General features: G+C 74.4%; 22 protein-coding genes. 13 read left to right on the top strand and 9 right to left on the bottom strand.

Translation table 11 applies throughout. The annotated features are described in order from the left end of the window. Positions 1–48: 48 nt before the first annotated feature. Entirely contained in the window at positions 49–498 is a 450-nt protein-coding gene (locus tag FS882_RS02945) for a heat shock protein transcriptional repressor HspR (protein ID WP_158370677.1), read from the top strand. After that, entirely contained in the window at positions 488–1,528 is a 1,041-nt protein-coding gene (gene bla, locus FS882_RS02940) for a class A beta-lactamase (RefSeq protein WP_222848110.1), read from the top strand. The genes FS882_RS02945 and bla overlap by 11 nt, the downstream gene beginning before the upstream one ends. Positions 1,529–1,626: 98 nt before the next feature. Here bla and FS882_RS02935 read toward each other — a convergent pair whose 3' ends face one another. The 5 genes from FS882_RS02935 to FS882_RS02915 form a co-directional block, all read right to left on the bottom strand. Next, the gene (locus tag FS882_RS02935) at positions 1,627–2,442 is read right to left on the bottom strand and encodes an ABC transporter ATP-binding protein (protein WP_158370675.1); all 816 of its coding nucleotides are present in this window, start codon (positions 2,440–2,442) and stop codon (positions 1,627–1,629) included. A 31-nt stretch (positions 2,443–2,473) separates the two neighbouring features. Continuing rightward, positions 2,474–3,391, bottom strand: coding sequence for an ABC transporter permease (locus FS882_RS02930; RefSeq protein WP_158370673.1), 918 nt, complete (start codon positions 3,389–3,391; stop codon positions 2,474–2,476). A 61-nt stretch (positions 3,392–3,452) separates the two neighbouring features. After that, entirely contained in the window at positions 3,453–4,436 is a 984-nt protein-coding gene (locus tag FS882_RS02925; protein ID WP_158370671.1) for an ABC transporter substrate-binding protein, read from the bottom strand. Positions 4,437–4,486: 50 nt separating this feature from the next. Continuing rightward, a complete protein-coding gene (atzF, locus tag FS882_RS02920; protein WP_158370669.1) occupies positions 4,487–6,283 on the bottom strand; it encodes an allophanate hydrolase in 1,797 nt (598 codons plus the stop codon). Further along, a complete protein-coding gene (locus FS882_RS02915) occupies positions 6,280–7,023 on the bottom strand; it encodes a GntR family transcriptional regulator (RefSeq protein WP_158370667.1) in 744 nt (247 codons plus the stop codon). Before FS882_RS02915 ends, atzF begins: the two co-directional genes overlap by 4 nt. Positions 7,024–7,228: 205 nt before the next feature. Between FS882_RS02915 and FS882_RS02910 the strand changes: the two genes are divergently transcribed. From FS882_RS02910 to nrdF, 5 genes are all read left to right on the top strand, one after another. Further along, on the top strand, positions 7,229–7,903 hold the full coding sequence (locus FS882_RS02910) for a hypothetical protein (RefSeq protein WP_158370666.1): 675 nt from the start codon (positions 7,229–7,231) through the stop codon (positions 7,901–7,903). 499 nt (positions 7,904–8,402) lie between these two features. Beyond that, on the top strand, positions 8,403–8,648 hold the full coding sequence (gene nrdH, locus FS882_RS02905; RefSeq protein ID WP_147795259.1) for a glutaredoxin-like protein NrdH: 246 nt from the start codon (positions 8,403–8,405) through the stop codon (positions 8,646–8,648). A gap of 81 nt (positions 8,649–8,729) precedes the next feature. Continuing rightward, positions 8,730–9,146, top strand: coding sequence for a class Ib ribonucleoside-diphosphate reductase assembly flavoprotein NrdI (gene nrdI / locus FS882_RS02900; RefSeq protein WP_158370664.1), 417 nt, complete (start codon positions 8,730–8,732; stop codon positions 9,144–9,146). Beyond that, the gene (nrdE, locus tag FS882_RS02895; protein ID WP_187365104.1) at positions 9,116–11,287 is read left to right on the top strand and encodes a class 1b ribonucleoside-diphosphate reductase subunit alpha; all 2,172 of its coding nucleotides are present in this window, start codon (positions 9,116–9,118) and stop codon (positions 11,285–11,287) included. Before nrdI ends, nrdE begins: the two co-directional genes overlap by 31 nt. Positions 11,288–11,421: 134 nt before the next feature. Further along, on the top strand, positions 11,422–12,396 hold the full coding sequence (nrdF, locus tag FS882_RS02890; protein ID WP_147795262.1) for a class 1b ribonucleoside-diphosphate reductase subunit beta: 975 nt from the start codon (positions 11,422–11,424) through the stop codon (positions 12,394–12,396). Positions 12,397–12,483: 87 nt separating this feature from the next. On the opposite strand, the gene FS882_RS02885 is transcribed toward nrdF, so the two are convergent. The 4 genes from FS882_RS02885 to FS882_RS02870 form a co-directional block, all read right to left on the bottom strand. Beyond that, entirely contained in the window at positions 12,484–12,789 is a 306-nt protein-coding gene (locus tag FS882_RS02885) for a hypothetical protein (protein ID WP_262348031.1), read from the bottom strand. Positions 12,790–12,888: 99 nt separating this feature from the next. Then, complete coding sequence (locus FS882_RS02880) at positions 12,889–13,527, bottom strand: DedA family protein (RefSeq protein ID WP_222848109.1); 639 nt, start codon at positions 13,525–13,527, stop codon at positions 12,889–12,891. An 81-nt stretch (positions 13,528–13,608) separates the two neighbouring features. Then, the gene (locus FS882_RS02875) at positions 13,609–14,364 is read right to left on the bottom strand and encodes a hypothetical protein (protein WP_158370658.1); all 756 of its coding nucleotides are present in this window, start codon (positions 14,362–14,364) and stop codon (positions 13,609–13,611) included. Further along, positions 14,357–14,719 (bottom strand): PadR family transcriptional regulator, encoded by a 363-nt coding sequence (locus FS882_RS02870; RefSeq protein ID WP_158370656.1) that lies wholly within the window; start codon positions 14,717–14,719, stop codon positions 14,357–14,359. The genes FS882_RS02875 and FS882_RS02870 overlap by 8 nt, the downstream gene beginning before the upstream one ends. A gap of 84 nt (positions 14,720–14,803) precedes the next feature. On the opposite strand from FS882_RS02870, the gene FS882_RS02865 reads away from it, so the two are divergent. The 6 genes from FS882_RS02865 to FS882_RS02840 all read left to right on the top strand — a co-directional run bounded on the left by FS882_RS02865 (position 14,804) and on the right by FS882_RS02840 (position 21,679). Then, positions 14,804–15,433 carry a Type 1 glutamine amidotransferase-like domain-containing protein gene (locus tag FS882_RS02865; RefSeq protein WP_158370654.1) on the top strand — a complete coding sequence of 210 codons (630 nt, stop codon included), beginning with the start codon at positions 14,804–14,806 and terminating at the stop codon, positions 15,431–15,433. Between the two features lie 110 nt (positions 15,434–15,543). Further along, the gene (locus FS882_RS02860; protein ID WP_187365103.1) at positions 15,544–16,593 is read left to right on the top strand and encodes a zinc-binding dehydrogenase; all 1,050 of its coding nucleotides are present in this window, start codon (positions 15,544–15,546) and stop codon (positions 16,591–16,593) included. Next, entirely contained in the window at positions 16,590–17,174 is a 585-nt protein-coding gene (locus FS882_RS02855) for a DapH/DapD/GlmU-related protein (RefSeq protein ID WP_262348030.1), read from the top strand. The genes FS882_RS02860 and FS882_RS02855 overlap by 4 nt, the downstream gene beginning before the upstream one ends. 70 nt (positions 17,175–17,244) lie before the next feature. Next, positions 17,245–17,865: a TM2 domain-containing protein gene (locus tag FS882_RS02850; RefSeq protein WP_158370653.1), complete on the top strand. Its 621-nt coding sequence runs from the start codon at positions 17,245–17,247 to the stop codon at positions 17,863–17,865. A gap of 83 nt (positions 17,866–17,948) precedes the next feature. After that, positions 17,949–19,229, top strand: a complete 1,281-nt coding sequence (locus FS882_RS02845) for a YihY/virulence factor BrkB family protein (RefSeq protein ID WP_158370652.1) — start codon at positions 17,949–17,951, stop codon at positions 19,227–19,229. 50 nt (positions 19,230–19,279) lie between these two features. Then, positions 19,280–21,679, top strand: coding sequence for an HAD-IC family P-type ATPase (locus FS882_RS02840; RefSeq protein ID WP_158370650.1), 2,400 nt, complete (start codon positions 19,280–19,282; stop codon positions 21,677–21,679). Positions 21,680–21,830 lie beyond the last annotated feature (151 nt).

The raw sequence follows: 21,830 nt of genomic DNA, 5'->3' as shown, positions 1-21,830 counted from the left end.
CCGGGGCCCCCGCGGCGCGCCGACCGACCGACCGGAGGAGGTGGCGGGATGGTCTCGGAGGACGCGCAGGTCTACGTGATCTCGGTCGCCGCCGAGCTCGCGGGCATGCACCCGCAGACCCTGCGGCAGTACGACCGGCTCGGGCTGGTGCAGCCCGGCCGCACCCGCGGGCGCGGCCGGCGCTACTCGCTGCGCGACATCGCCACGCTGCGCGAGGTGCAGCGGCTCTCCCAGGAGGAGGGCGTGAACCTGGCCGGCATCAAGCGGATCCTCGAGCTCGAGTCCGAGGTGGAGCGGCTGCGCCGCCAGGTGGAGTACCTGCGCGCGTTCGCCGAGCCGGGACGCCGGGTGTTCACGGCGCACCCGTCCGGCGACGTCGTGGCGATGGGGCGTGGTCAGCGCCGCCGCGGGGCCGCGGACGGCGGGGCGCCCTCGGAGGACCCGCGGGCCGTCGGTGCGCGCGGGGCGATCGTGCTCTGGCGGCCGGGTGCGCGCTGAGCGCCGGGTGCGCCGGGTGCGCGCCGCGCGCCGGGCTGGTGCCGGGCTGCCCGCGGCCGCGCTGGCCCGCGCGGCGCTCGCGGTGGCCCTCACGCTGACCGCCGCGGCCTGCACGTCCGACCCGCCCGGCGGGCGCGACGGACGCGCGGCCGAGGTCCCCGCACCGACGCCGACCGCGACTCCCACCGCCGTCGCGCCCGCCGACCTCACCGCCGCGGTCGAGGCCGACCTCGCGGCGCTCGAGCGGTCGACCGGCCGCCGGGTCGGCGTGTACGCCCACGACACCGGCACCGGCGACACGGTGGCGTACCGGGCCGACGAGCGGTTCGGCTACGCGTCGACGCTCAAGGCGCTCGCGGCCGGCGAGCTGCTGGCGGGGCAGCCCGCCTCGGTGCTCGACCGGCCGCTGACCGTGACCGCCGAGGACGTCGCGGACGTGGGCCACGCCCCGGTCACCGCCGGCGCGGCGGGCACGGACCTGACGATCGGCGCGCTCGGCGCGGCGGCGGTGACCGACAGCGACAACGGCGCGCTCAACGTGCTGCTCCGGCACCTGGGCGGACCCGCCGCGCTCGAGGCGGCGCTCGCGGCCCGCGGCGACACCGTGACCCTGGTCGACGCGGCCGAGCCGGAGCTCAACCGATTCACGCCGGGCGACCCGGCGCGGACCTCCACCCCGCGCGCCCTGGCCGAAGGGCTGGCGACGTACGCCCTCGGGGACGCGCTCGACCCCGCGGTGCGCCAGGCGTACGTCGGCTGGCTCACCGCGAGCACGACGGGCCTCGACGCGATCCGCGCGGGGACGCCGGAGGGCTGGACGGTCGGCGACAAGACCGGCACCGCCGGCCGGTACGGCTCCCGCAACGACATCGCGGTCCTCTGGCCGCCCGGCCGCGCCCCGATCGTGCTGGCGGTGCTCACCGACCACCCGGACGAGGCCGCCGAGCCGGACGACGCGGTGCTGGCGGCGGCGGCCACGACGGTGCTCGCCGCCTACGACGCGCACGCACACGACGAAGCCGCGAGATAGGACCTGCGCGCCGAGATAGGGCCCTCGAGCGTCCTATCTCGGCGCGCAGGTCCTCTCTCGGCGGGTCTGGGCGGTCGGGCCGCCGCGCGAGGGCCGGCTCACGCCGCCGGGGCCGCGACCTCCTCGTGGACCAGGGCGGAGATCCGGCGCTTCAGGGCGTTGAACTCTGCGGAGGTCACGTCCCGGTCGCCCGCGAGGTCGATCGGGACGATCTGCTTCACGTGCCCGGGGACCCCGTGGGACGCGCCGCCCGCCATCACCACGACGCGGTCGGCCAGGAACACGGCCTCCTCGATCGAGTGCGTCACGAACAGGACGGTCGTGCCGGTGTCGCGGTGGATCCGGGAGAGCTCGCCCTGCAGCGTCGACCGGGTCAGGGCGTCGAGCGCGCCGAACGGCTCGTCCATCAGCAGCAGCGACGGGTCGTTGGCGAGCACCCGGGCGATGGCGACGCGCTGCTGCATGCCGCCGGACAGCTCGCTCGGGTACTTGTCCGCGAACCGGGTCAGGCCGACGGCGGCGAGGAACCGGTCGGTGCGCTCGGTGACGACGGAGCGCTGCAGCCGGGCCTGCTTCGGGCCGTACGCGATGTTCTCCCGGACGGACAGCCACGGGAACAGGCCGTAGTCCTGGAACACGACGCCGCGCTCGGGGTCGGGGCCGGCCACCGGCGCCCCGGCGACCTCGACGGTGCCCGAGGTGGCGTCCTCGAAGCCGGCGAGGATCCGGAGCAGGGTGCTCTTGCCGCAGCCGGAGGCGCCGACGACGCAGACGAACTCGCCGGCCGGGACGTCGAGGTCGACGTCGGCCATCGCGACGACGGCGCCGCCGGAGCGGGTCGGGTACTGCTTGCCGAGGCCGGCGACGCGGACGTCGGCGGGCTGGCGGGAACGGACGGTGCCGATGCGGGGCATGGTCGTCTCCTGTCGGGTCGGACGGGGCGCGTCAGGTCAGGGTGGGGCGGCCGCGGGTCGCGAGCGCGAGGAGGCCGGTGAGCAGGCGGTCGGCCACGAAGCCGCACAGGCCGATGACGACCATCCCGGCGACGATGAGGTCGGTCTTCGACTGGTCGCGGGCCTGCGTGATCATGGCGCCGAGCCCGGTGTTGATGCCCACGGTCTCGCCGACGACGAGGATCACCCACGCCAGGCCGAGGGCGACGCGCAGGCCGCTGGCGATCGACCGCATCGAGGCGGGCAGCACCACCTTGTAGAGCACCTGGGCCTTCTTGGTGCCGAGCATCGCCGCCGCCTCCAGGAGCCGCACCGGCACCTGGCGCACGCCGGCGATCGTGTTGAGCAGCACCGGGAAGAAGGCGGCGAGGAACACCAGGAAGATCGCCGAGCCGTCGCCGTAGCCGATGATCAGCAGCGTCAGCGGTGCCCACGCGGTGACCGGGATCGGCCGGGCCAGGTTCACCGTCGGCTCGAGCATCCGGAACGCGAGGGAGAACCGGCCCATCACGACGCCGAGCGGCACGGCCAGCGCGACCGCCAGGGCGAAACCGGCGAGCACGCGCTGCGTCGACGCCCAGAGGTGGGCGAGCAGCGTGCCGCTGAACGCGTCGTCCACGATGCCGCCCACGGCCAGGTCGACCAGGCGGCGGCCGACCTCCAGCGGGGTGGGCAGGAAGCCCATCTTGATGCCGAACGGCAGCTCCCAGGCCTGCTGGACGCCGACGGTCCACAGGACCAGGACGAGGGCGGGCACGGGGAGGGCGAGCAGGAGCGGGCCGACGCGGGGGCGGCGGCGGGCTCGGCGCTCGGGGCGCGCCGTCGCCGGGACGGCGGGCGTGGCGGCCTGCGCGGCGCGGGCCGGCGCGGCGGTGGCCGGGGCGGCCGGGGTGGCCTGGGTGCTGGTCATGTCGTCTCCCTCGCGGGCGGGGTGCGCCGGCCCGGGCGGGCCGGGCCGGCGCACCGGGTGGTCAGGAGTCGCCGCCGGCCTCGGTGGCCTCGACGAACGTGGTGTCGAGCAGCGCGTCCACGTCGACCTCGCCGTCGATCTGCTTCAGGGCGGCCATCTGCTCGACGAGCGCCCCGACCTGGGCCGCGTACTCGTCGTCGATCTCCCAGCGCGGCCAGATGTTCTGCACCGCGGTGTCGACGACGGCCTGGTCGATGCCGAACTCGGCGACCACGCCGTCCGCCCACGCCTGCGGGTCGGCGGCCATCTGCTCGGTGGCCCGCACGTGGGTGTCGACGACCTGCTGCACGAGCTCCGGGGCGCTCTCGATGAGCTCGCCGGTCGTGTAGAGGCCGATGTTCACGCGCCCCACCGGGGTGTCGTACGGCGATGCCACCTCGACCGCGCCGGCCTGCAGCGCGGTCGACGGGCCCAGCTCGGCGGAGGCGAACGCGTCGATCCGCCCGGCCGCCAGCGCGCCGGCCATGTCGGAGAACGGCAGGTTGACCAGCTCGAGGTCGGAGTCGGCGTCCATCCCGGCGGCCTCGAGGGTCAGCCGGAGCAGGATCTCCTGCGACGAGCCCTGCGGGTACCCGACGGTCAGGCCGGCCAGCGACTCGACGCCGTCCAGGCCCTCGCGGCCGATGATGCCGGAGCCGCCGTCGGCGGCGGCGGCCACCACGACGACGTCCTGCCCCGCCGCGGCGCCCGACACGGCGGACGGGACACCCGCGACGCCGAAGTCGATGTTGCCGCTGACGACGGCGTTCTTGATGTCGGGCGAGGTGTCGAACTGCACGACCTCGAACTCGACGCCCTCCGGGGCCAGGTCCTCGTAGAGGAACGGGGCGTAGAGGTGCGGCTGGCCCTTGAGGGTGCCGACGGTGACCACGGTCGGGCCGTCGCCGTCGACCGGGGCGGCGCCCGCGGAGTCGGGGGAGCAGGCGGCGAGGCCGGCGACGAGCAGGACGGCGGAGGCGGTCACGAGGGGGCGGCTGAGGCGCACGGGGGTCTCTTCTCTCTCGGCGTGCAGGGGGTCGGGAGGGGTCGGGGTGGTCAGGCTGTGGGGGCGACAGCGGCGCTCGCGGCGAGGGCCGCGCGCCACCCGCCGAGGTGCGTCACGTCCGCGGCGTCCGGGGCGGCGCCGGGTTGGCCGACGAAGCCGACGAGCTCACGGCCGTCGTCGGTCCGGACCCGGCCGAGGCCGAGCGGGGCCGGGATCGACAGCAGGAGCCGGCCGAGGGCGTCGGGGGTGAGCAGGTACTCCTCGCCCGCCAGCGCCCCACCGGTCCCGGGGGCGACCGCGTGCACGAGCGGCTTCGCGGGGGTCGAGGCCAGCGCGAGCATCCGGTAGTCGGGCGCCGTGCGGACGGGGCCGACCCAGCGGGCGCCGAGCGCCACCAGCTCCGGGTGCAGCGGCTCGCCGCGCAGGTGCGCGCCGAACACGACGACCGGCACGCCGGCCGTCGGCAGGGGAGCGGGCGCCGGGGCGTCGGCCGCCGGCTGCGCGCGCCATCCCGCGTCGTCGGCCCGGCCGTCCTTCTCCAGCAGCGCGGCGAGGTCGAGCGCCACCTGGTCGTCGAACGCCCGGGTGAGGACGGTGACGCCCGCCTCGCCGGCGCCGGTCGGGCCGAGCGGCATCGCGACGCCGGCCATGTCGAACAGGTTGACGAAGTTGGTGAACAGCCCGAGCCGCGCGTTGGTGGTGAGGGGCGCGGCGGCGACCTCGGCGAGCGTCGGGTGCTCCGGCGCGGTCGGGACGAGCAGGGCGTCGCAGCCGTCGAACGCCGCCATCGCGGCCACCCGCAGCGCGGCGACCTCGTCCCGCGCCGCCTGGTACTCGGCCGCGGAGACCCGGCCGGCGTCGGCGGCGATGCGGGCGACCGACGGGTCCGCGCCCTCGGGGTGCTCCGCGAGGTACGCGCCGAACGCGGCGTACCGCTCCGCGACCAGCCCGCCGCCGTACAGCAGCCGGGCGGCCGCGAGGAACGGGGTCAGGTCGACGACCCGGGTGGTGGCGCCCGCCTCGACGAGCCGCGCGACCGCGGCGTCGAACCGCGCCCGCACGCCAGGGGCGACCTCGGCGAGGTCGGCGTCGCGCGGCACCGCGACCACCGGCGCAGCGGGGGCCGCCAGCCGGACGTCCGCCGGCCAGGTGCGCGACGAGGGGTCGAGCGCGCTCGGCGCCGCCATCACGGCCATCGCCCGCCGGGCCAGGTCGAGGTCCTGCGCCAGCACGGTCACGCAGTCGTACGACGCGCACGCCGGCACGACGCCGTCCTTCGGCACCAGCCCGAGCGTCGGCTTGATGCCGACGACGCGGTTGAACGCGGCCGGGACGCGGCCGGAGCCGGCGGTGTCGGTCCCCAGCGCCAGGTCGGCGATCCCCAGCGCGACCGCGACCGCCGAGCCCGAGGACGAGCCACCCGACACCCGGTCCGGCGCCACGGCGCTCGCCACCGCGCCGTACGGGCTGCGGCTGCCGGTGAGCCCGGTCGCGAACTGGTCGAGGTTGGTCTTGCCGAGGACGACGGCGCCGGCGGCGCGCAGCAGGTCCACGACGGTGGCGGACCGCGCGGCGACCACCTGGTGCGCGGGGTGCGCGGCGGTCGTCGGCAGGCCGGCGACGTCGATGTTGTCCTTCACCGCCAGCACCAGGCCCGCCAGCGGCAGGTCCTCGCCGGCGGCGACGCGGGCGTCGACGGCACGCGCCTCGTCCTCGACGTCGGCGCGGTCGCGGACCAGCGTCCACACGTCGGGGCGACCGGCCGCCTCCAGGGCGGCGTAGGCGCGGTCGACGCGGTCGAGGGCGGTGCCGCCGGCGGTCGTGGGGGTGGTGGTCGTGGCGGTCATCGCTGCTCCTCGCGGGCCATCAGTCGGGTCATCTCCAGCGCGGCGGCGGCGCGCTCCATCACGACCTCCCGCGAGGCGCCGACGTGGGCGCGCAGCGCCTCCAGCGCCTGCGGCAGCCGGTCGCGCACCACGAGCTCGGCGATGCCGATGTGCTCGTCGATGGTCGCGGCCATCCGGTCCTCGGTGAGGTAGTCGTACATCCGCACCGAGCGGATCCGGCGGTTCGTCTGCGCCAGCGCCTGGGTCAGCGCCGGGTTGCCGGAGGAGTCGAGCAGCGTGAAGTGGAACCGCTCGTCCTGGCTGACGAACCCGGCGTCCGGCGCCGGCCGGTCGTCGCGGAAGCCGTACCAGTGCGCGAGCTCGCCCTCGAGGCGGGTGCGGTCGTGGTGCACCGTCGGGTCCTCGAGCGCCCGGGTCAGGCCCCGCAGCTCCAGCGTGATCCGCAGCTCGTACAGGTCGGTCAGCTCGTGGAAGCTCGGCACGTACAGGTGCAGGCCGCTCTCGCGCTTCACGACGATCCCGTCGGCCAGCAGGCGGGCCAGCGCCTCGCGCACCGGCGTCCGGGACACGCCGTGCCGCTCGGCCAGCCGCTCCTCGGTCAGCCGCTCGTACGGGGAGACCCGACCGCTCATCAGCTCGTCGCGGATGGTCAGGTAGACGCGCTCGCGGCGCGAGGTGCCGGACCCCTCGGGGCCGGCCGCGGCTGCCTGTCCCGCGCCGGGGACCACGTCTGTACTCATGTCTGTATACAGAACCGGGTACATGTTTCCGCACGTGGCGGCGGATGTTGCGGGCAGGTGACGATCTGCGCGGGGGTCGACAGCTGCTCACCGCGCCCGCGCGCGGGGGGGTGTGGTGAGCCGTTCTTCGCTCACGTGAGCGACTCTGTGCTCACGTGAGCGCGGTCGCTGTGCGGGCTGCGGCGCGTTGCGGCAGGCTGCCGCCATGACGGGTCCGAGCCGGGACGAGCGCCGAGCTGCCGCGGCGAGCGTGGGCTGGCAGCCGGTCCGAGCGGGCGATCTCGCGGGCGTGGCCTGGACGCTCGCGGCCGACGGCGTGCCCCGGGGCGCGCGCGGCGCCGTGCGGACCGTCCTGACGGCGTGGTGCTGGCCCGCCCGGGTGCTCACGGTCGGCCGGAACCGGTACCACCGCGACGACCGCAGGACGACGGTGTCGCTGAGCCGCACGATCTCCCCGGGCGTCGCGATCGCGATCGGAGCCGCGATCTGGCTGCTGTTCCGGCCGCTCGTCGGGGGGATGCCCCCGATCGCGGTGTTCATCGCCGCGGGCGCGCTCTACGGCTACCTGCTGACCCTCGCCGTGCTGCAGTGGCTCCGGAACCGCGCCGAGCGCACGCCCGAGGAGCGCCGCGGGCTGTTCCGGATCGCGCCGCAGGTGCGCACGACGTGGTGGCTCGGGCGCGTCGCGCTCCGGGACCCCGGCGCGGACCGGGCGGCGGCGCTCGCGGACGCCGCGGCGCTGTGCCGGGCGGTCGCGGGGCCGGGAGAGACGGTCGGGGCGGCGGCTGCGTCCGACCGGCAGCAGGCGGAGCTGGAGGCGGAGGGCTTCCGCGAGCCGCGCGGCAGCAAGGGCATGGTGATCCTGACCGGGTCCGGGTGAGGCGCCCCCTCGCCGCGTCGGCGTGCCGCGACACGCCGACGCGCCCACGACACGCCGTGCCGCGACGAGATCCCGCCCGGCTCCGCAGGCGACGTGCGTCACCCCGCCGTGCGGGTGAATCACGGTCGTCCACATGTGCGCCGCCCTGTGCGTGACCTGGGGATACCTGTGGACGACCAGGCCTTCCAGCAGGCCTCGCCGCGCGCGGGAGTGTCAGTGGTCGCCCGTAGCCTGTGGATGAAGTCGGACACCGGGACGGCGGTGCACAGCCTGTGGAAACGACATGTGTGTAACACCAGCCCTAGTGGTCTCTTGCCGGACGCACCACTAGGTGTAGTGTCATGACTCGCCGCTGGACACCAGGCGCCGGGACGTCGACGAGACGCCCGCAGCCCGGACCGGGCGGCCCGAGAGCGGCACCACAGCACCACCAGCAGCATGCGGGGCGGGCGCGGGGGCGCACGTACCAGCCAGGCCTTTTCACACCGGGGAGACAGCGATGACCATCACCGTCTACAGCAAGCCGTCCTGCGTCCAGTGCAACGCGACCTACCGCGCCATGGACAAGGCCGGCCTGCAGTACGAGGTCGTGGACATCACGGAGGACGCCGACGCGCGTGACTACGTCATGTCCCTCGGCCACCTGCAGGCCCCGGTCGTCGTGGCCGACGGCAACCACTGGTCGGGCTACCGCCCGGACCAGATCAAGGCGCTCGCCGACCGCGCCGCGGTCTCCGTCGCCTGACGCGGCCGTGCGCCGCCCGGTGACCCGGGCGGCACGGCCGCACGGGTCCACGATCCACCCGGGGCGAGGAGGGGTGGGGCGTTGAGCTCCCTGGTCTACTTCTCCTCCGTCTCGGAGAACACCCGCCGGTTCGTCGACAAGCTGGACATCGACGCCACGCGGATCCCGCTCCGCCCCACGGAGCCGTTCCTGCACGTGCGGGACCCCTATGTCCTGGTGGTCCCCACGTACGGCGGCGGCAACGAGGGCGGCGCGGTCCCGCGGCAGGTCGTCAAGTTCCTCAACGACGCGACCAACCGCTCCCTGATCCGCGGCGTCATCGCGGCGGGGAACACCAACTTCGGCGCGCACTACTGCATGGCCGGAGACATCATCGCGGCGAAGTGCCAGGTCCCGTACCTGTACGCCTTCGAGCTCATGGGAACGACCGAGGACGTGCGACGCGTCCGAGAGGGATGGGGACGATTTTGGCAGCGACACTCACCGACGCCGGCATGACCGACGCGACCGAGGTCATCACCATCACGCCCGAGATGGACTACCACTCGCTCAACGCGATGCTGAACCTCTACGGCGCGAACGGGGAGATCCAGTTCGACAAGGACCGGGAGGCGGCGCGGCAGTACTTCCTGCAGCACGTCAACCAGAACACGGTCTTCTTCCACGACATCGAGGAGAAGCTCGACTACCTGGTCGAGAACAAGTACTACGAGGCCGAGGTCCTCGCGCAGTACACCCCGGAGTTCATCAAGGCGCTGTTCAAGCACGCGTACTCGAAGAAGTTCCGGTTCCAGACCTTCCTCGGCGCGTTCAAGTACTACACCTCGTACACGCTCAAGACGTTCGACGGCAAGCGGTACCTGGAGCGCTTCGAGGACCGCGTCACCATGGTGGCGCTCGCGCTGGCCGAGGGTGACGAGACCTTCGCGACGCAGCTCGTCGACGAGATCGTGTCCGGCCGCTTCCAGCCGGCGACCCCGACGTTCCTCAACCTCGGCAAGGCGCAGCGCGGCGAGCCCGTGTCCTGCTTCCTGCTGCGCATCGAGGACAACATGGAGTCGATCGCGCGCGGCATCAACTCCGCCCTGCAGCTGTCCAAGCGCGGTGGCGGCGTGGCCCTGCTGCTCTCCAACATCCGCGAGCACGGCGCGCCGATCAAGCACATCGAGAACCAGTCGTCCGGCGTCATCCCCGTGATGAAGCTGCTCGAGGACTCCTTCTCCTACGCGAACCAGCTGGGTGCCCGCCAGGGCGCTGGCGCCGTGTACCTGCACGCGCACCACCCGGACATCATGCGGTTCCTCGACACCAAGCGGGAGAACGCGGACGAGAAGATCCGCATCAAGACCCTGTCGCTGGGCGTCGTCATCCCGGACATCACGTTCGAGCTGGCCAAGAACAACGAGGACATGTACCTGTTCTCGCCGTACGACGTCGAGCGCGTCTACGGCAAGCCGTTCGCCGACGTGAACGTCTCCGAGAACTACCGCGCGATGGTCGACGACGGACGCATCCGCAAGCAGAAGATCAAGGCCCGCGACTTCTTCCAGACGCTGGCTGAGCTGCAGTTCGAGTCGGGCTACCCGTACATCCTGTTCGAGGACACGGCCAACAAGGCCAACCCCATCAAGGGCAAGATCACGCACTCGAACCTGTGCTCGGAGATCCTGCAGGTCTCGACGCCCTCGACCTTCAACGAGGACCTGTCGTACGACCACGTCGGCCGCGACATCTCCTGCAACCTGGGCTCGATGAACATCGCGCTGGCGATGGACTCGCCGGACTTCGGCCGCTCGGTCGAGACCGCGATCCGCGCGCTCACCGCGGTGTCCGACCAGACCGACATCGAGTCGGTGCCGTCCGTGAAGCGGGCGAACCGCGGCGGCCACGCCATCGGCCTCGGGCAGATGAACCTGCACGGGTACCTGGCGCGCGAGCGGATCTTCTACGGGTCCGAGGAGGGCCTGGACTTCACGAACATCTACTTCTACACGGTGGCGTACCACGCCATCCGTGCCTCGAACCTGCTCGCCAAGGAGCGGGGCCAGGCGTTCGCCGGCTTCGAGGACTCGAAGTACGCGACCGGCGAGTACTTCCAGAAGTACGTCGAGGGCACCTGGGTGCCGAAGACCGCCCGCGTCGCCGAGCTGTTCGCCACCTCCGGCGTGCACATCCCGACGCAGGACGACTGGCGCGAGCTGGCCGAGTCGGTGCGCGAGCACGGCATCTACAACCAGAACCTCCAGGCGGTCCCGCCGACGGGCTCGATCTCGTACATCAACAACTCGACGTCGTCGATCCACCCGATCGCGTCGAAGATCGAGATCCGCAAGGAGGGCAAGCTCGGCCGCGTGTACTACCCGGCGCCGTTCATGACGAACGACAACCTGGAGTACTACGACGACGCGTACGAGATCGGCTACGAGAAGATCATCGACACCTACGCCGAGGCCACGCAGCACGTGGACCAGGGCCTGTCGCTGACGCTGTTCTTCAAGGACACCGCCACCACCCGCGACATCAACAAGGCGCAGATCTACGCCTGGCGCAAGGGCATCAAGACGATCTACTACATCCGCCTGCGGCAGATGGCACTCGAGGGCACCGAGGTCGAGGGCTGCGTCTCCTGCATGCTCTGACGCGACGTGCGCCGGCCGGGTCCTGACCCGGCCGGCGCGCTCGCGCGAGGGTGCACCATAGGGGGCAGACCGAGGCGGGGACGGACCCGCACGAGCCGCGGACGGCGCGGCACCGGACACGACATGGAGCAGTGATGGCCGAGAAGCTGAAGTTGGTCGACCGGGTCCAGGCGATCAACTGGAACCGCGTCGAGGACGAGAAGGACGTCGAGGTCTGGGACCGGCTCGTCGGCAACTTCTGGCTCCCCGAGAAGGTGCCGGTGTCGAACGACATCCAGTCCTGGGCGACGCTGTCCGACGTCGAGAAGCAGATGACGACCCGCGTGTTCACGGGCCTGACCCTGCTCGACACGATCCAGGGCACCGTCGGCGCCGTCTCGCTCATCCCGGACGCGCTGACCCCGCACGAGGAGGCGGTGTACACCAACATCGCGTTCATGGAGTCGGTGCACGCCAAGTCCTACTCGTCGATCTTCTCGACGCTGATCTCGACGCGCGAGATCGACGAGGCCTTCCGCTGGTCGGAGGAGAACCCGAACCTGCAGCGCAAGGCCGAGATCGTCCTCGACTACTACCGGGGCGACGAGCCGCTCAAGCGCAAGGTCGCCTCGACCATGCTCGAGTCGTTCCTGTTCTACTCCGGCTTCTACGCGCCGATGTACTGGTCCTCGCGGGCCAAGCTCACCAACACGGCCGACCTGATCCGCCTCATCATCCGCGACGAGGCCGTGCACGGGTACTACATCGGCTACAAGTTCCAGAAGGGTCTCGAGAAGCTCACCGAGCCCGAGCGCCAGGAGCTGAAGGACTACACCTTCGAGCTGCTCTTCGAGCTGTACGACAACGAGGTGGAGTACACCCAGGACCTGTACGACCCCCTGGGCCTCACCGAGGACGTCAAGGCGTTCCTGCGGTACAACGCCAACAAGGCCCTGATGAACCTGGGCTACGAGGCGCTGTTCCCGAAGGACGAGACGAACGTCAACCCGGCGATCCTGTCCGCCCTGTCCCCGAACGCCGACGAGAACCACGACTTCTTCTCCGGCTCGGGCTCCTCGTACGTCATCGGCAAGGCCGTGAACACCGAGGACGAGGACTGGGACTTCTGATCCCGGCCTGACCGCCGCAGCACCGACCGCCCCGTCGAGCCCCGCGCTCGGCGGGGCGTCGTCGTCGCGCCGCGCGGCCCGGCGCCGTCAGCCGTCCGCGCGCGTCGCGTCGACGAGCACGGTCACCTGGTCGTCGTCGACCACGACGAACCCGCCGGTGATGTGCAGCTCGACCTCGGGCCCGTCCGCCGGCACCACCCGCACGGCGCCGGCGGTGAGCAGGGCGGCGACCGGTTCGTGCCGCGCGAGGATGCCGAGCGAGCCCGCGACGGACGGCACCGTGACGCGCACCGCCGGCCCCGACAGCAGCACCCGGTCCGGGGCGACCACGGTGACGGTCATGGCGCGGGGGGCGGTCGGGTCCGACGCGGGGTCGGGCTGGGGGGCGGTCACGCGGGTCGTCCTGACGTCCGGGGGCGGGTCCGTCGAGTCTCCCGGCCCGGGAAGCGCGATCGGGTCCCGAAGGTCGTGACCCCCGGGCGGTCGGCTGTGCTACCGCCCGCCCGCGACGTCGTCCGTCGTCGCGACGCCCGCCCGGCGGCGCGTCCGGAGCCACTGCACCAGGCTCGTCACCGCGGTGAGCCCGACCGCCACGACCACCAGCCCGGTGACGTAGCGCTCGAGCCCGGGGACCCGGGTGCCGAGCGCCCAGCCGGCCAGCGGGATCGCGCACGCCCACACGGCGCCGCCGACGACCTGCCACACGGTGAACGTGCGCGCCGGGACCTGCGTCATGCCGGCGAGCGGGTTGATCACGGTGCGGACGACCGGGATGAACCGCGCGAGGACGATCGTGCGCGCCGTCCCGTACCGCTCGACCATCGCGCCGGCGCGGTCGAGCGCCGCGTGCAGCCGCCCGTCGGGGGAGGTCCGGGTGACCCACCGCCCGCCCGCGCGGCCGAGGAGGTAGCCGCCCTGGGCGCCGAGCAGCGCGCCGGCGGTCGCGGCGAGCAGCACGCCGGCCAGGGGCAGGCGCGGGTCGGGTCCGGCGGCGAAGACGCCTGCGGCCAGGAGCAGCGTGTCGCCCGGCAGCAGGAACCCGACGAGCAAGCCGGTCTCGAGGAGCAGGATCACGAAGATCCCGCCGACCCCGAACGCCGTGAGGAGGCTGCCGGGGTCGAGGAGGTTCACCCGTCCAGTATCCGCCCGCCGACGAGACATGGGATGACGCGGACGGGTGAGCGCGGGGTGACGCGCGCCTCCCTCGCGGGGTCAGCCGCCCGACGTCGCGCCGACGACGCCGACGACGACGCACCCGATCGCGGTCCACGCCAGGACCGTGAGCGGCAGCAGCGGGGCGGCCCGGCGCGGGGTCGTCTGCTCGCCCGGGCCGACGACCGGGTCGGCGGTCCGCCCGCGGCGGGCGAGCGCCACGTCGGCCGCGATCCCCGCGGCCAGCAGCAGGAGGCCCCCGGCCAGGGCGACCGGCGCGGGCAGGACGGCGATCGGCGCGTCGATCTGCAGCAGCAGGGCGGCGGGCACGAGGACGGCGGTCGCGGCGGCGCCGAGGCCGACCGCGGCGACGAGCGGGCGCCGGACGACCAGCTCCAGGAGGCGGTCGCCGAGCAGCCCCACCACCCCGCACCCCGCGACCAGCACGGCGAGCACGGCGAGCAGCCCCCAGGTGACGGTCACGTCGCGGCCGCGGGCGAGCTCGCCCACCGCGGTGATCACGACGACCATCCCGGCGATCTCGACCACCAGCGGCGCGAGGTGCGGCAGCCACGAGGGGCGCGGGGTGGGGAACGTCTCGGCGACGGCGCGGGCGTAGGCGGTCGGGTCGCCGAAGCCGACGTCCGCGGGCTCGCCGCTGTCCCGGCAGTGGGTGCCGACCTCGGCCAGCGCGTCGCCGATGCGGTCGCCCGGGACGTCGCGCAGCCGCGCCTCGAGGACGAACGCCTCCACCCAGCGGGGGTCGACGTCGGGGGCGATCCGCTGCGCGTCGGTCGGGCGGTGGGTCTCAGGCACGGGTGTCCTCTCGTCCGGGGGGCGGTGCGGTCAGGTGGGTGTCCACGACCGCGGCGAACCGCCGCCAGCGCCCCACGAGGTCGTGCAGGTGGCGGCGCCCCTCCGGGGTGATCTCGTAGTACTTGCGGCCCGGGCCGCCGTCGCCGGCGCGCCACTCGACGGTCAGGTGGCCGGCGGCCTCCAGGCGCCCGAGCAGCGGGTAGAGCGTGCCGCCCTTGATGTCGCCGATGCCGGCCTCCGCCAGCCGCGTCGCGACGGCGTACCCGTAGGTGGGCCCGTCGTCGAGCACGCGCAGCACCGCCTGGGGCAGCACTCCGCGGAGCCACTCGCCCGGCCACTCCCGGTCCTCGGTCACGACTAGATCGTACGGCTGACTAGATCGGCACGCAACATAGTGACGCCCGGCCGCACCGCGCCAGCACCGCGTACCGTCGCGACCGTGCCCTCTCTGCTGCTGCTCTCGCTCGGCCACGGCGCCGTGCCCGCCTTCCTCGCCGACCACGCGCGCGCCGACCGCCCGCTCACCATCGGGTACGTCCCCGACGCGGCCCGCGCCGACGCGGCCGCGCCCTGGGCGGTGGCCGAGCGGGACCGGGTCGCCGGCCTCGGGCACGCGGTGGTCGACGTCCGCCTCACCGGTGCGACGACAGGGGAGGTCGCCGACGCCCTCGACGGCGTCGACGCCCTCTACGTCGCCGGCGGCAACACGTTCGCCCTGCTCGACGCCCTGCGGTCGTCCGGGGCCGACGCGGTGGTCGCCGAGCGCGTCCGCGGCGGGCTGCCCTACATCGGCTCCAGCGCGGGGTCGATCGTCGCCGGTCCCAGCGCCGAGCCGGCCACGCTCATGGACGACCCCGCCGAGGCGCCGGGGCTGACCGACCGCCGCGGCCTCGGGCTGACGGACGCGGTCGTCGTCCCGCACGCGGACGGCAAGCTGCCGCCGTACCCGCTGGAGCTGATCGGCCGGACGCTCGACCGGTACGGCTCGGACCACGAGCTGGTGCCGCTGTGCGACGACGAGGCGCTGCTGATCACCGGGCCCGGGTGGAAGGTCGTCGCCTCGGCCTGACCCGTCGAGAGGGGTACTGACAGGGCCCCGCTCCCGGCGTGAGACCGGGCCCGCGAGGGGGCAGGGTGGAGGGGCATCCCGATCCACCCCAGAAGGAGATCCCCCACCCGATGCGTGCCACCTTCCTGTACGGCGCGGGCGACGTCCGCGTCGAGCAGACCGCCGAGCCCGTCATCCAGCAGCCCACCGACGCGATCGTCCGCACGGTCCGTGCGTGCGTCTGCGGCTCGGACCTGCACCCGTACCACTCGATGCCCGCCTCCGAGCGCGGCCAGTCGATGGGCCACGAGCTGATCGGCGTCGTCGAGGAGACCGGTGCGGCCGTCACCTCGGTCACGAAGGGCGACTTCGTCATCGCCCCGTTCGCGTTCAGCGACAACACCTGCCCGATCTGCCGCGACGGCTTCCAGACCGCGTGCCCGCACGGCGGGTTCTACGCCACCCCGCAGACGGACGGCCTGCAGGCCGAGCTGTCCCGCATCCCGCTGGCCGACGGCAGCCTCGTGGTGGTCCCGGACGTCGACCCCGCGGCCGCGGACGAGTCGCTGCTCGCCTCCCTGCTCACCCTGTCCGACGTGTACCTGACCGGCTACCACGCCGCGCACATGGGCCGCGTCGAGGCCGGGAAGACCGTCACGGTCATCGGCGACGGCGCGGTCGGCCTGTCGGCGGTGCTCGCGGCGCGGCAGCTCGGTGCCGAGCGGATCGTCCTCATGGGCCGGCACGCCGCCCGCACCGACCTGGGCCGCGAGTTCGGCGCGACCGACGTCGTGGCCGAGCGCGGCGAGGAGGGCGTCGCGCGCGTCCGGGACCTGACGGACGGGCAGGGCACGCACGTCGTGCTGGAGGCGGTCGGCCACATGCCGGCCTACGAGCAGGCCTACGGTGTCGTGCGCGCCGGCGGCGTGATCTCCCGCGTCGGCGTCCCGCAGTACGAGGAGGCGCCCGTCGGGTTCGGGTCGCTGTTCGGCCGCAACATCACGCTCAACGGCGGCCCGGCCCCGGTGCGCGCCTACCTCGAGGACGCGATCACGCAGGTCCTGGACGGCACGATCGACCCGGGCCGGGTGTTCGACCGCACCGTGCCGCTGGACGACGCCGCCGACGCGTACCGGGCGATGGACGCGCGCGAGGCGCTCAAGGTCATGCTCCGCCCGTGAACCTCGCCGACTTCCTCGCGCACGTCGACGCCGGCCGGACGATCGTCGGCGGCTCCGCGGAGCACGCCTTCATGCACGACGCCGCGCAGGAGGCCCTCCGGACGGTCGCCGAGCTGAACGCCGGGTACCGGACTCCGGACGAGGTCCGCGACCTGCTGTCCCGGCTCACCGGCCGACCGGTCGACGCGTCCGTCACGCTGTTCCCGCCGTTCTCCACCGAGTTCGGCAAGAACCTGGTGCTGGGCGCCCGGGTCTTCGTCAACCAGGGCTGCCGGCTCCAGGACACCGGCGGCATCCGGATCGGAGACGACACGCTGATCGGCCACGGCACGACGCTGACCACCCTGAACCACGCCCTCGACCCGGCCCGGCGCGCCGACATGACACCCGCACCGGTGGTCATCGGCCGTCGGGTGTGGATCGGCGCCTCGGTCACGGTCGTCCCCGGCGTCACGATCGGCGACGGGGCGGTGGTCGGCGCGGGTGCCGTCGTCACGAGGGACGTGCCGCCGGACGTCGTCGTCGCCGGGGTGCCGGCGCGCGTCGTGCGCCCGACCGGCTTCGACTCGACCGCGTCCTGACGCCGAGCCCCGCTCGCGTCCCGCGGCTTGCTGGACCGGGGTGCCGGCGCCGTCGCGCTAGGGTCCGGCCATGAGCGACGAGCACCCGACAGCTGCCCCTGGCGACCCGCAGCCCGGAGGGACCGCGCCCGGGCCGTCCCCGTACGGGCCGGACGCCGGGCAGCCGGACGCCTACCCGGCCGCCCCCTCCGCCGACCCGTACCCGGGGCAGCCGTACACCGATCCGTACGCCGCCGCCCCGTACGGCGACCCCTCCGCCGCCGCCCCGTACGCCGGCACCTCCGCCGAGCAGCCCTACCCGGCCCAGCAGCCCGAGGCCTACCCGGCAGGCTACGCCGCACCCGGGTACGCGGTCGCCCCGTACGCCGCCCCGGGGTACGCGTCCGCCTACCCGGTGGCGTACGGCGTCGACCCGCTCACCGGCCTCGCCTGGTCCGACAAGTCGAAGACGACCGCGGGTCTGCTGCAGCTGCTCCTGCCGCTGGTCGGTGTCTGCGGCGTCGGCCGGCTCTACGCCGGGCAGATCGGCATCGGCCTGGCGCAGCTGCTCGGGTTCTTCCTCGGCTGCGTCCTGATGGTCGTGCTCATCGGGTTCGTCGTCGCCCCTGCCGTCTGGCTGTGGGCCGTCGTCGACGGCATCGTGCTGCTGACGACCGGGGGCCGGGACCAGTACGGCCGCCTGCTGCGGTAGCCGGGACGCCCCGGTGGCGGGGCGCCGGGCACCGTAGGGTCGGGCGCATGACGACTCCCGCGCCGGTCGCCCGGGCCTGAGCCGTGCTCCTCGTCCTCGTGCTCGTCGGCCTCGCCGTGGCGGTGCTGGCGCGGCGGCTCGCGTGGGTGCGGGACCGGCTGCCCGTCCCGGCGACGACGATCCTGGCCTGGACCGCCGCGGGCGTGGCGGGCATCGCGCTGGCGCCGGTGGGCACCGGGGCCGGACGCGCCGTGCTGTGCGGCGCCGCCGCGGCGGTCGCGGGGGCGCTGGCGATCGCCGCGGCCGGCTGGGTGGTCGGCGCCCTGCGGCCGCCGCTGGCCCGGCGCCGTGCGCGGCACGCGGGCGGGCCGACCCTCGCGGAGCGGGCCGTCCGGCTGGCCGACCGGCACCCGGGGACGGTGCGCGGCTGGGACGTCACGGCGATCGGCGTGCGCTCCGTCGTGCGGGCGGGGGAGGTGCGGATCACCGGTCTCGCCGCCGAGATGACCTACTACGCCCTGATCTCGCTGGTGCCGATCGCGACCGCGCTCGGCGCCAGCCTCGGGTACCTCCGGCCGCTGCTCGGCGACGCGCAGGTGGAGGAGATCCGCACGACCGTCGTGGACGGGCTCGCGACGGTCTTCGCGCAGCAGGTGGCCGGCGACGTGCTCGCCCCGTTGGTCGACGGCCTGCTGGACGAGGAGCGCGGCGGGTTCGCGCTGGGGGCGCTCGTGGTCACGCTGTACCTCGCCAGCCGCATGTTCCGGGCGGCGGTGCGTGCGCTCGACGACGCGTACCGGGTGACCTCCCGGCAGAACGTCGTGACGCAGTACCTGCTCGGGTTCGGGTTCACGATCGGCGCGCTGGTCACCCTGGTGGCGGTGCTGCTGCTGGTCGTGGTGGGGCCCCTGCTCGGCGGGGGCGACGTCCTGGCGGCGCGCCTGGGGCTCGGGGACGCGTTCCGCGCCGCGTGGTCGGTGCTCCGCTGGCCGGCGGTGCTCGCGCTCGGCGGCACGTTCCTGGTCCTGCTCTACCGGTACGCGCCGAACGTCGTGAGCACCTGGCGACGGTGCCTGCCGGGGGCGGTGGTCGGGACGCTCGGGGTGCTGCTGGTCTCGGCCGGGTTCGTCGCGTACGTGGGCGTGGCGGTGCCCGAGACGCCGGGCGCCGACGCGGGCAGCGCGGCCGTCGTGCAGGCGGCGGCGCAGATGCTCGGCCTGGTGCTCGCGGGCGCGCTGTGGATCTGGCTGTCGAGCATCGCCGTGCTGCTCGGCGGCGTGCTCAACGCGGAGGTGGACGCCGCCCGGCCGCGGGCGCGGCGTGCGGGCCCGGCGGCCGCGGGTCCCGCCACGCGTGCTGAGTAGCGGTGCGCGACGGCGCCGAGACGCCCGCGGGCACCGCTACCGTCGAGGGCATGGTGCACCAGGAGGCCGTGGCGCTCGGCGGGCTGACGCGCGACGAGGTGGACGAGCGCGTCGCCCGGGGCGACGTCAACCGCGTCGAGACCGGCACGAGCCGCAGCCTCGCGGAGATCGTGCGCAGCAACACCCTGACGCGGGTCAACGCGATCTACCTGGTGCTGTTCCTCGTGGTGCTGAGCACGGGCCACCTGCTCGACGGCCTGTTCGGCCTGCTCATCGTCGTGAACAGCGCCGCCGGCATGGTCCAGGAGATCCGCGCGAAGCGGACCCTCGACCGGCTCGCGCTGCTCAACCGGTCGCCGGTGACCGTGCAGCGCGCCGAGGGCGTGGCCGAGCTCGACCCCGCGGAGCTGGTCGTCGACGACCTGGTCCGGCTCGCCGCGGGGGACCAGGTGCCCGTCGACGGCGAGCTCGTCGGCACCGCGGGCCTGGAGGTCGACGAGTCGCTGCTCACCGGCGAGTCCGAGCCGGTGCTGCCCGCGCCCGGCGACCGGCTGCTGTCCGGCAGCGTCGTCGTCGCCGGGTCGGGGGTGCTCCGCGCGAGCCTGGTCGGGGAGGACGCGTACGCCGCGCGGCTCGCGAGGGAGGCGTCGGCGTTCAAGAAGCCGTCGTCGGACCTGCGCGCCGGCATCGACCGCATCCTGCGGTACATCACCTGGGCGCTGGTGCCGGTGGCGGCGCTCACCGTGGTCAACCAGCTGTGGATCAACGACCAGGCCCCGAGCGACGCGCTGCGCGGCATGGTGGCCGCCGTGGTGCCGATGGTGCCCGAGGGGCTCGTGCTGATGACGAGCGTCGCCATGGCGGTCGGCGTGATCCGGCTCGGCCGGCGGCAGTGCCTGGTCCAGGACCTGCCGGCCATGGAGGCGCTCGCCCGGGTCGACGTGGTGTGCTTCGACAAGACCGGCACCCTGACCGAGGACGGGATGCGCGTCCGGGCCGTCGAGGTGCTGGACCCGGCGCTGGACGAGGGGCAGGTGGCGGCCGTGCTCGCCGCGCTCGGCGCCGCCGAGGAGCGGCCGAACGCCAGCCTGCGCGCGGTGATCGAGCACGTGGGGGACCGCCCCGGGCCCCCCGCGGCCGACGCCGTGCCGTTCTCCTCCGCCCGACGGTGGGCGGGCGTGCGGACCGGCGACGGCCGGGCCTGGGCGCTGGGCGCCCCGGACGTGCTGCTGCTGCCCGGGCACCCGGCGCTCGACCGGGTCGCCGCGGAGGCCGCGCAGGGCCGCCGGGTGCTGGCGCTCGCCGAGCTGGACGGCCCCCTCGACGCGGCGGCGCTGCCCGCGGGCCGGACCGCGGCGGCCCTGGTGGTGCTGGACCAGCGGATCCGGCCCGAGGCCGCGGGCACGCTGGCGTACTTCGCGCGGCAGCACGTCGCGGTCAAGGTCGTCTCCGGCGACGCCCCGAACGCGGTCGCCGCGGTGGCCGGGCAGGTGGGGCTCCCCGCCGGCGCCGTGCTGGACGCGCGCGACCTGCCCGAGGAGCCGGCGGCGCTCGCGGACGCGGCGGAGTCCGCGGTGGTGCTGGGGCGGGTCGCGCCGGAGCAGAAGCGCGGCCTGGTGCGGGCGCTGACCGCCCGCGGGCACACCGTCGCGATGACCGGGGACGGCGTGAACGACGTCCTGGCGCTCAAGGACGCCGACGTGGGCGTGGCGATGGGCAACGGCAGCCCGGCGGCCCGCGCGGTCGCACGCATCGTGCTGCTGGACAGCGACTTCGCCACGCTGCCGCACGTCGTGGCCGAGGGTCGCCGGGTCATCGCCAACATCGAGCGGGTCGCGACGCTGTTCCTGTCCAAGACCGTCTACTCGATCCTGCTGGCGCTGGTCGTCGCGGTCACCACGGTCCCGTTCCCGCTGCTGCCCCGGCACGTGACGCTGATCGCCTGGTTCACGATCGGCATCCCCGCGACCGTCCTCGGCCTCGCCCCGAACGAGGAGCCGGCCCGTCCCGGGTTCGTCCGCCGGGTGCTCACCTCCGCCGTGCCCGGCGGCGTCGCGGTCGCCGCCGCGGCCTACGGCGCCTACGCGGTGGCGCGGGCGGTGGTGGGCGACGGCCAGGACGCACACGTCCGGGCCGCCACCGCCGCGTTCCTCGCGCTCGTGCTCACCGCGTTCGACGTGCTGGTCGAGGTGGCCCGGCCGCTGCGGCCCTGGAAGGTGGGCCTGGTCGCGGCGATGGTGCTGGGCATGGCCCTCGCCGTGGGCACGCCCCTGGGCCAGCGGCTGTTCGTCCTCGACCCCACCGACGCGCGGGTCTGGGCGGTCGCGGTGCCCGCCGCGCTGGTCGGCGTGCTGCTGCGCCGGGTCACGGCGGCGCTGCTCCGGCGGGCGGGCGCACGGCGCGGTCCGGACGAGGGCGGCGGGGGCGGAAATACGTCACGCCCTCGTTGAAGAATGTGGGCACCGCGCCCGACGGCGATTGATCTCGCGGGCGGCAACGGCCCTGACCTGCGGCGACGCGAGTGAGGAAGGCCTTCCTGGCTAGACGCCCGGAAATGCGCGACCTACCGTCGTCCCGTCAGGAACGGCACGCCCCCACGAC

Source organism: Cellulosimicrobium cellulans, assembly GCF_007679345.1.
GTDB classification, from domain to species: Bacteria; Actinomycetota; Actinomycetes; order Actinomycetales; family Cellulomonadaceae; genus Cellulomonas; species Cellulomonas cellulans_A.
Note: the sequence above shows the minus strand (reverse complement) of the source record. Positions and strands in the feature narration are given on the sequence as shown.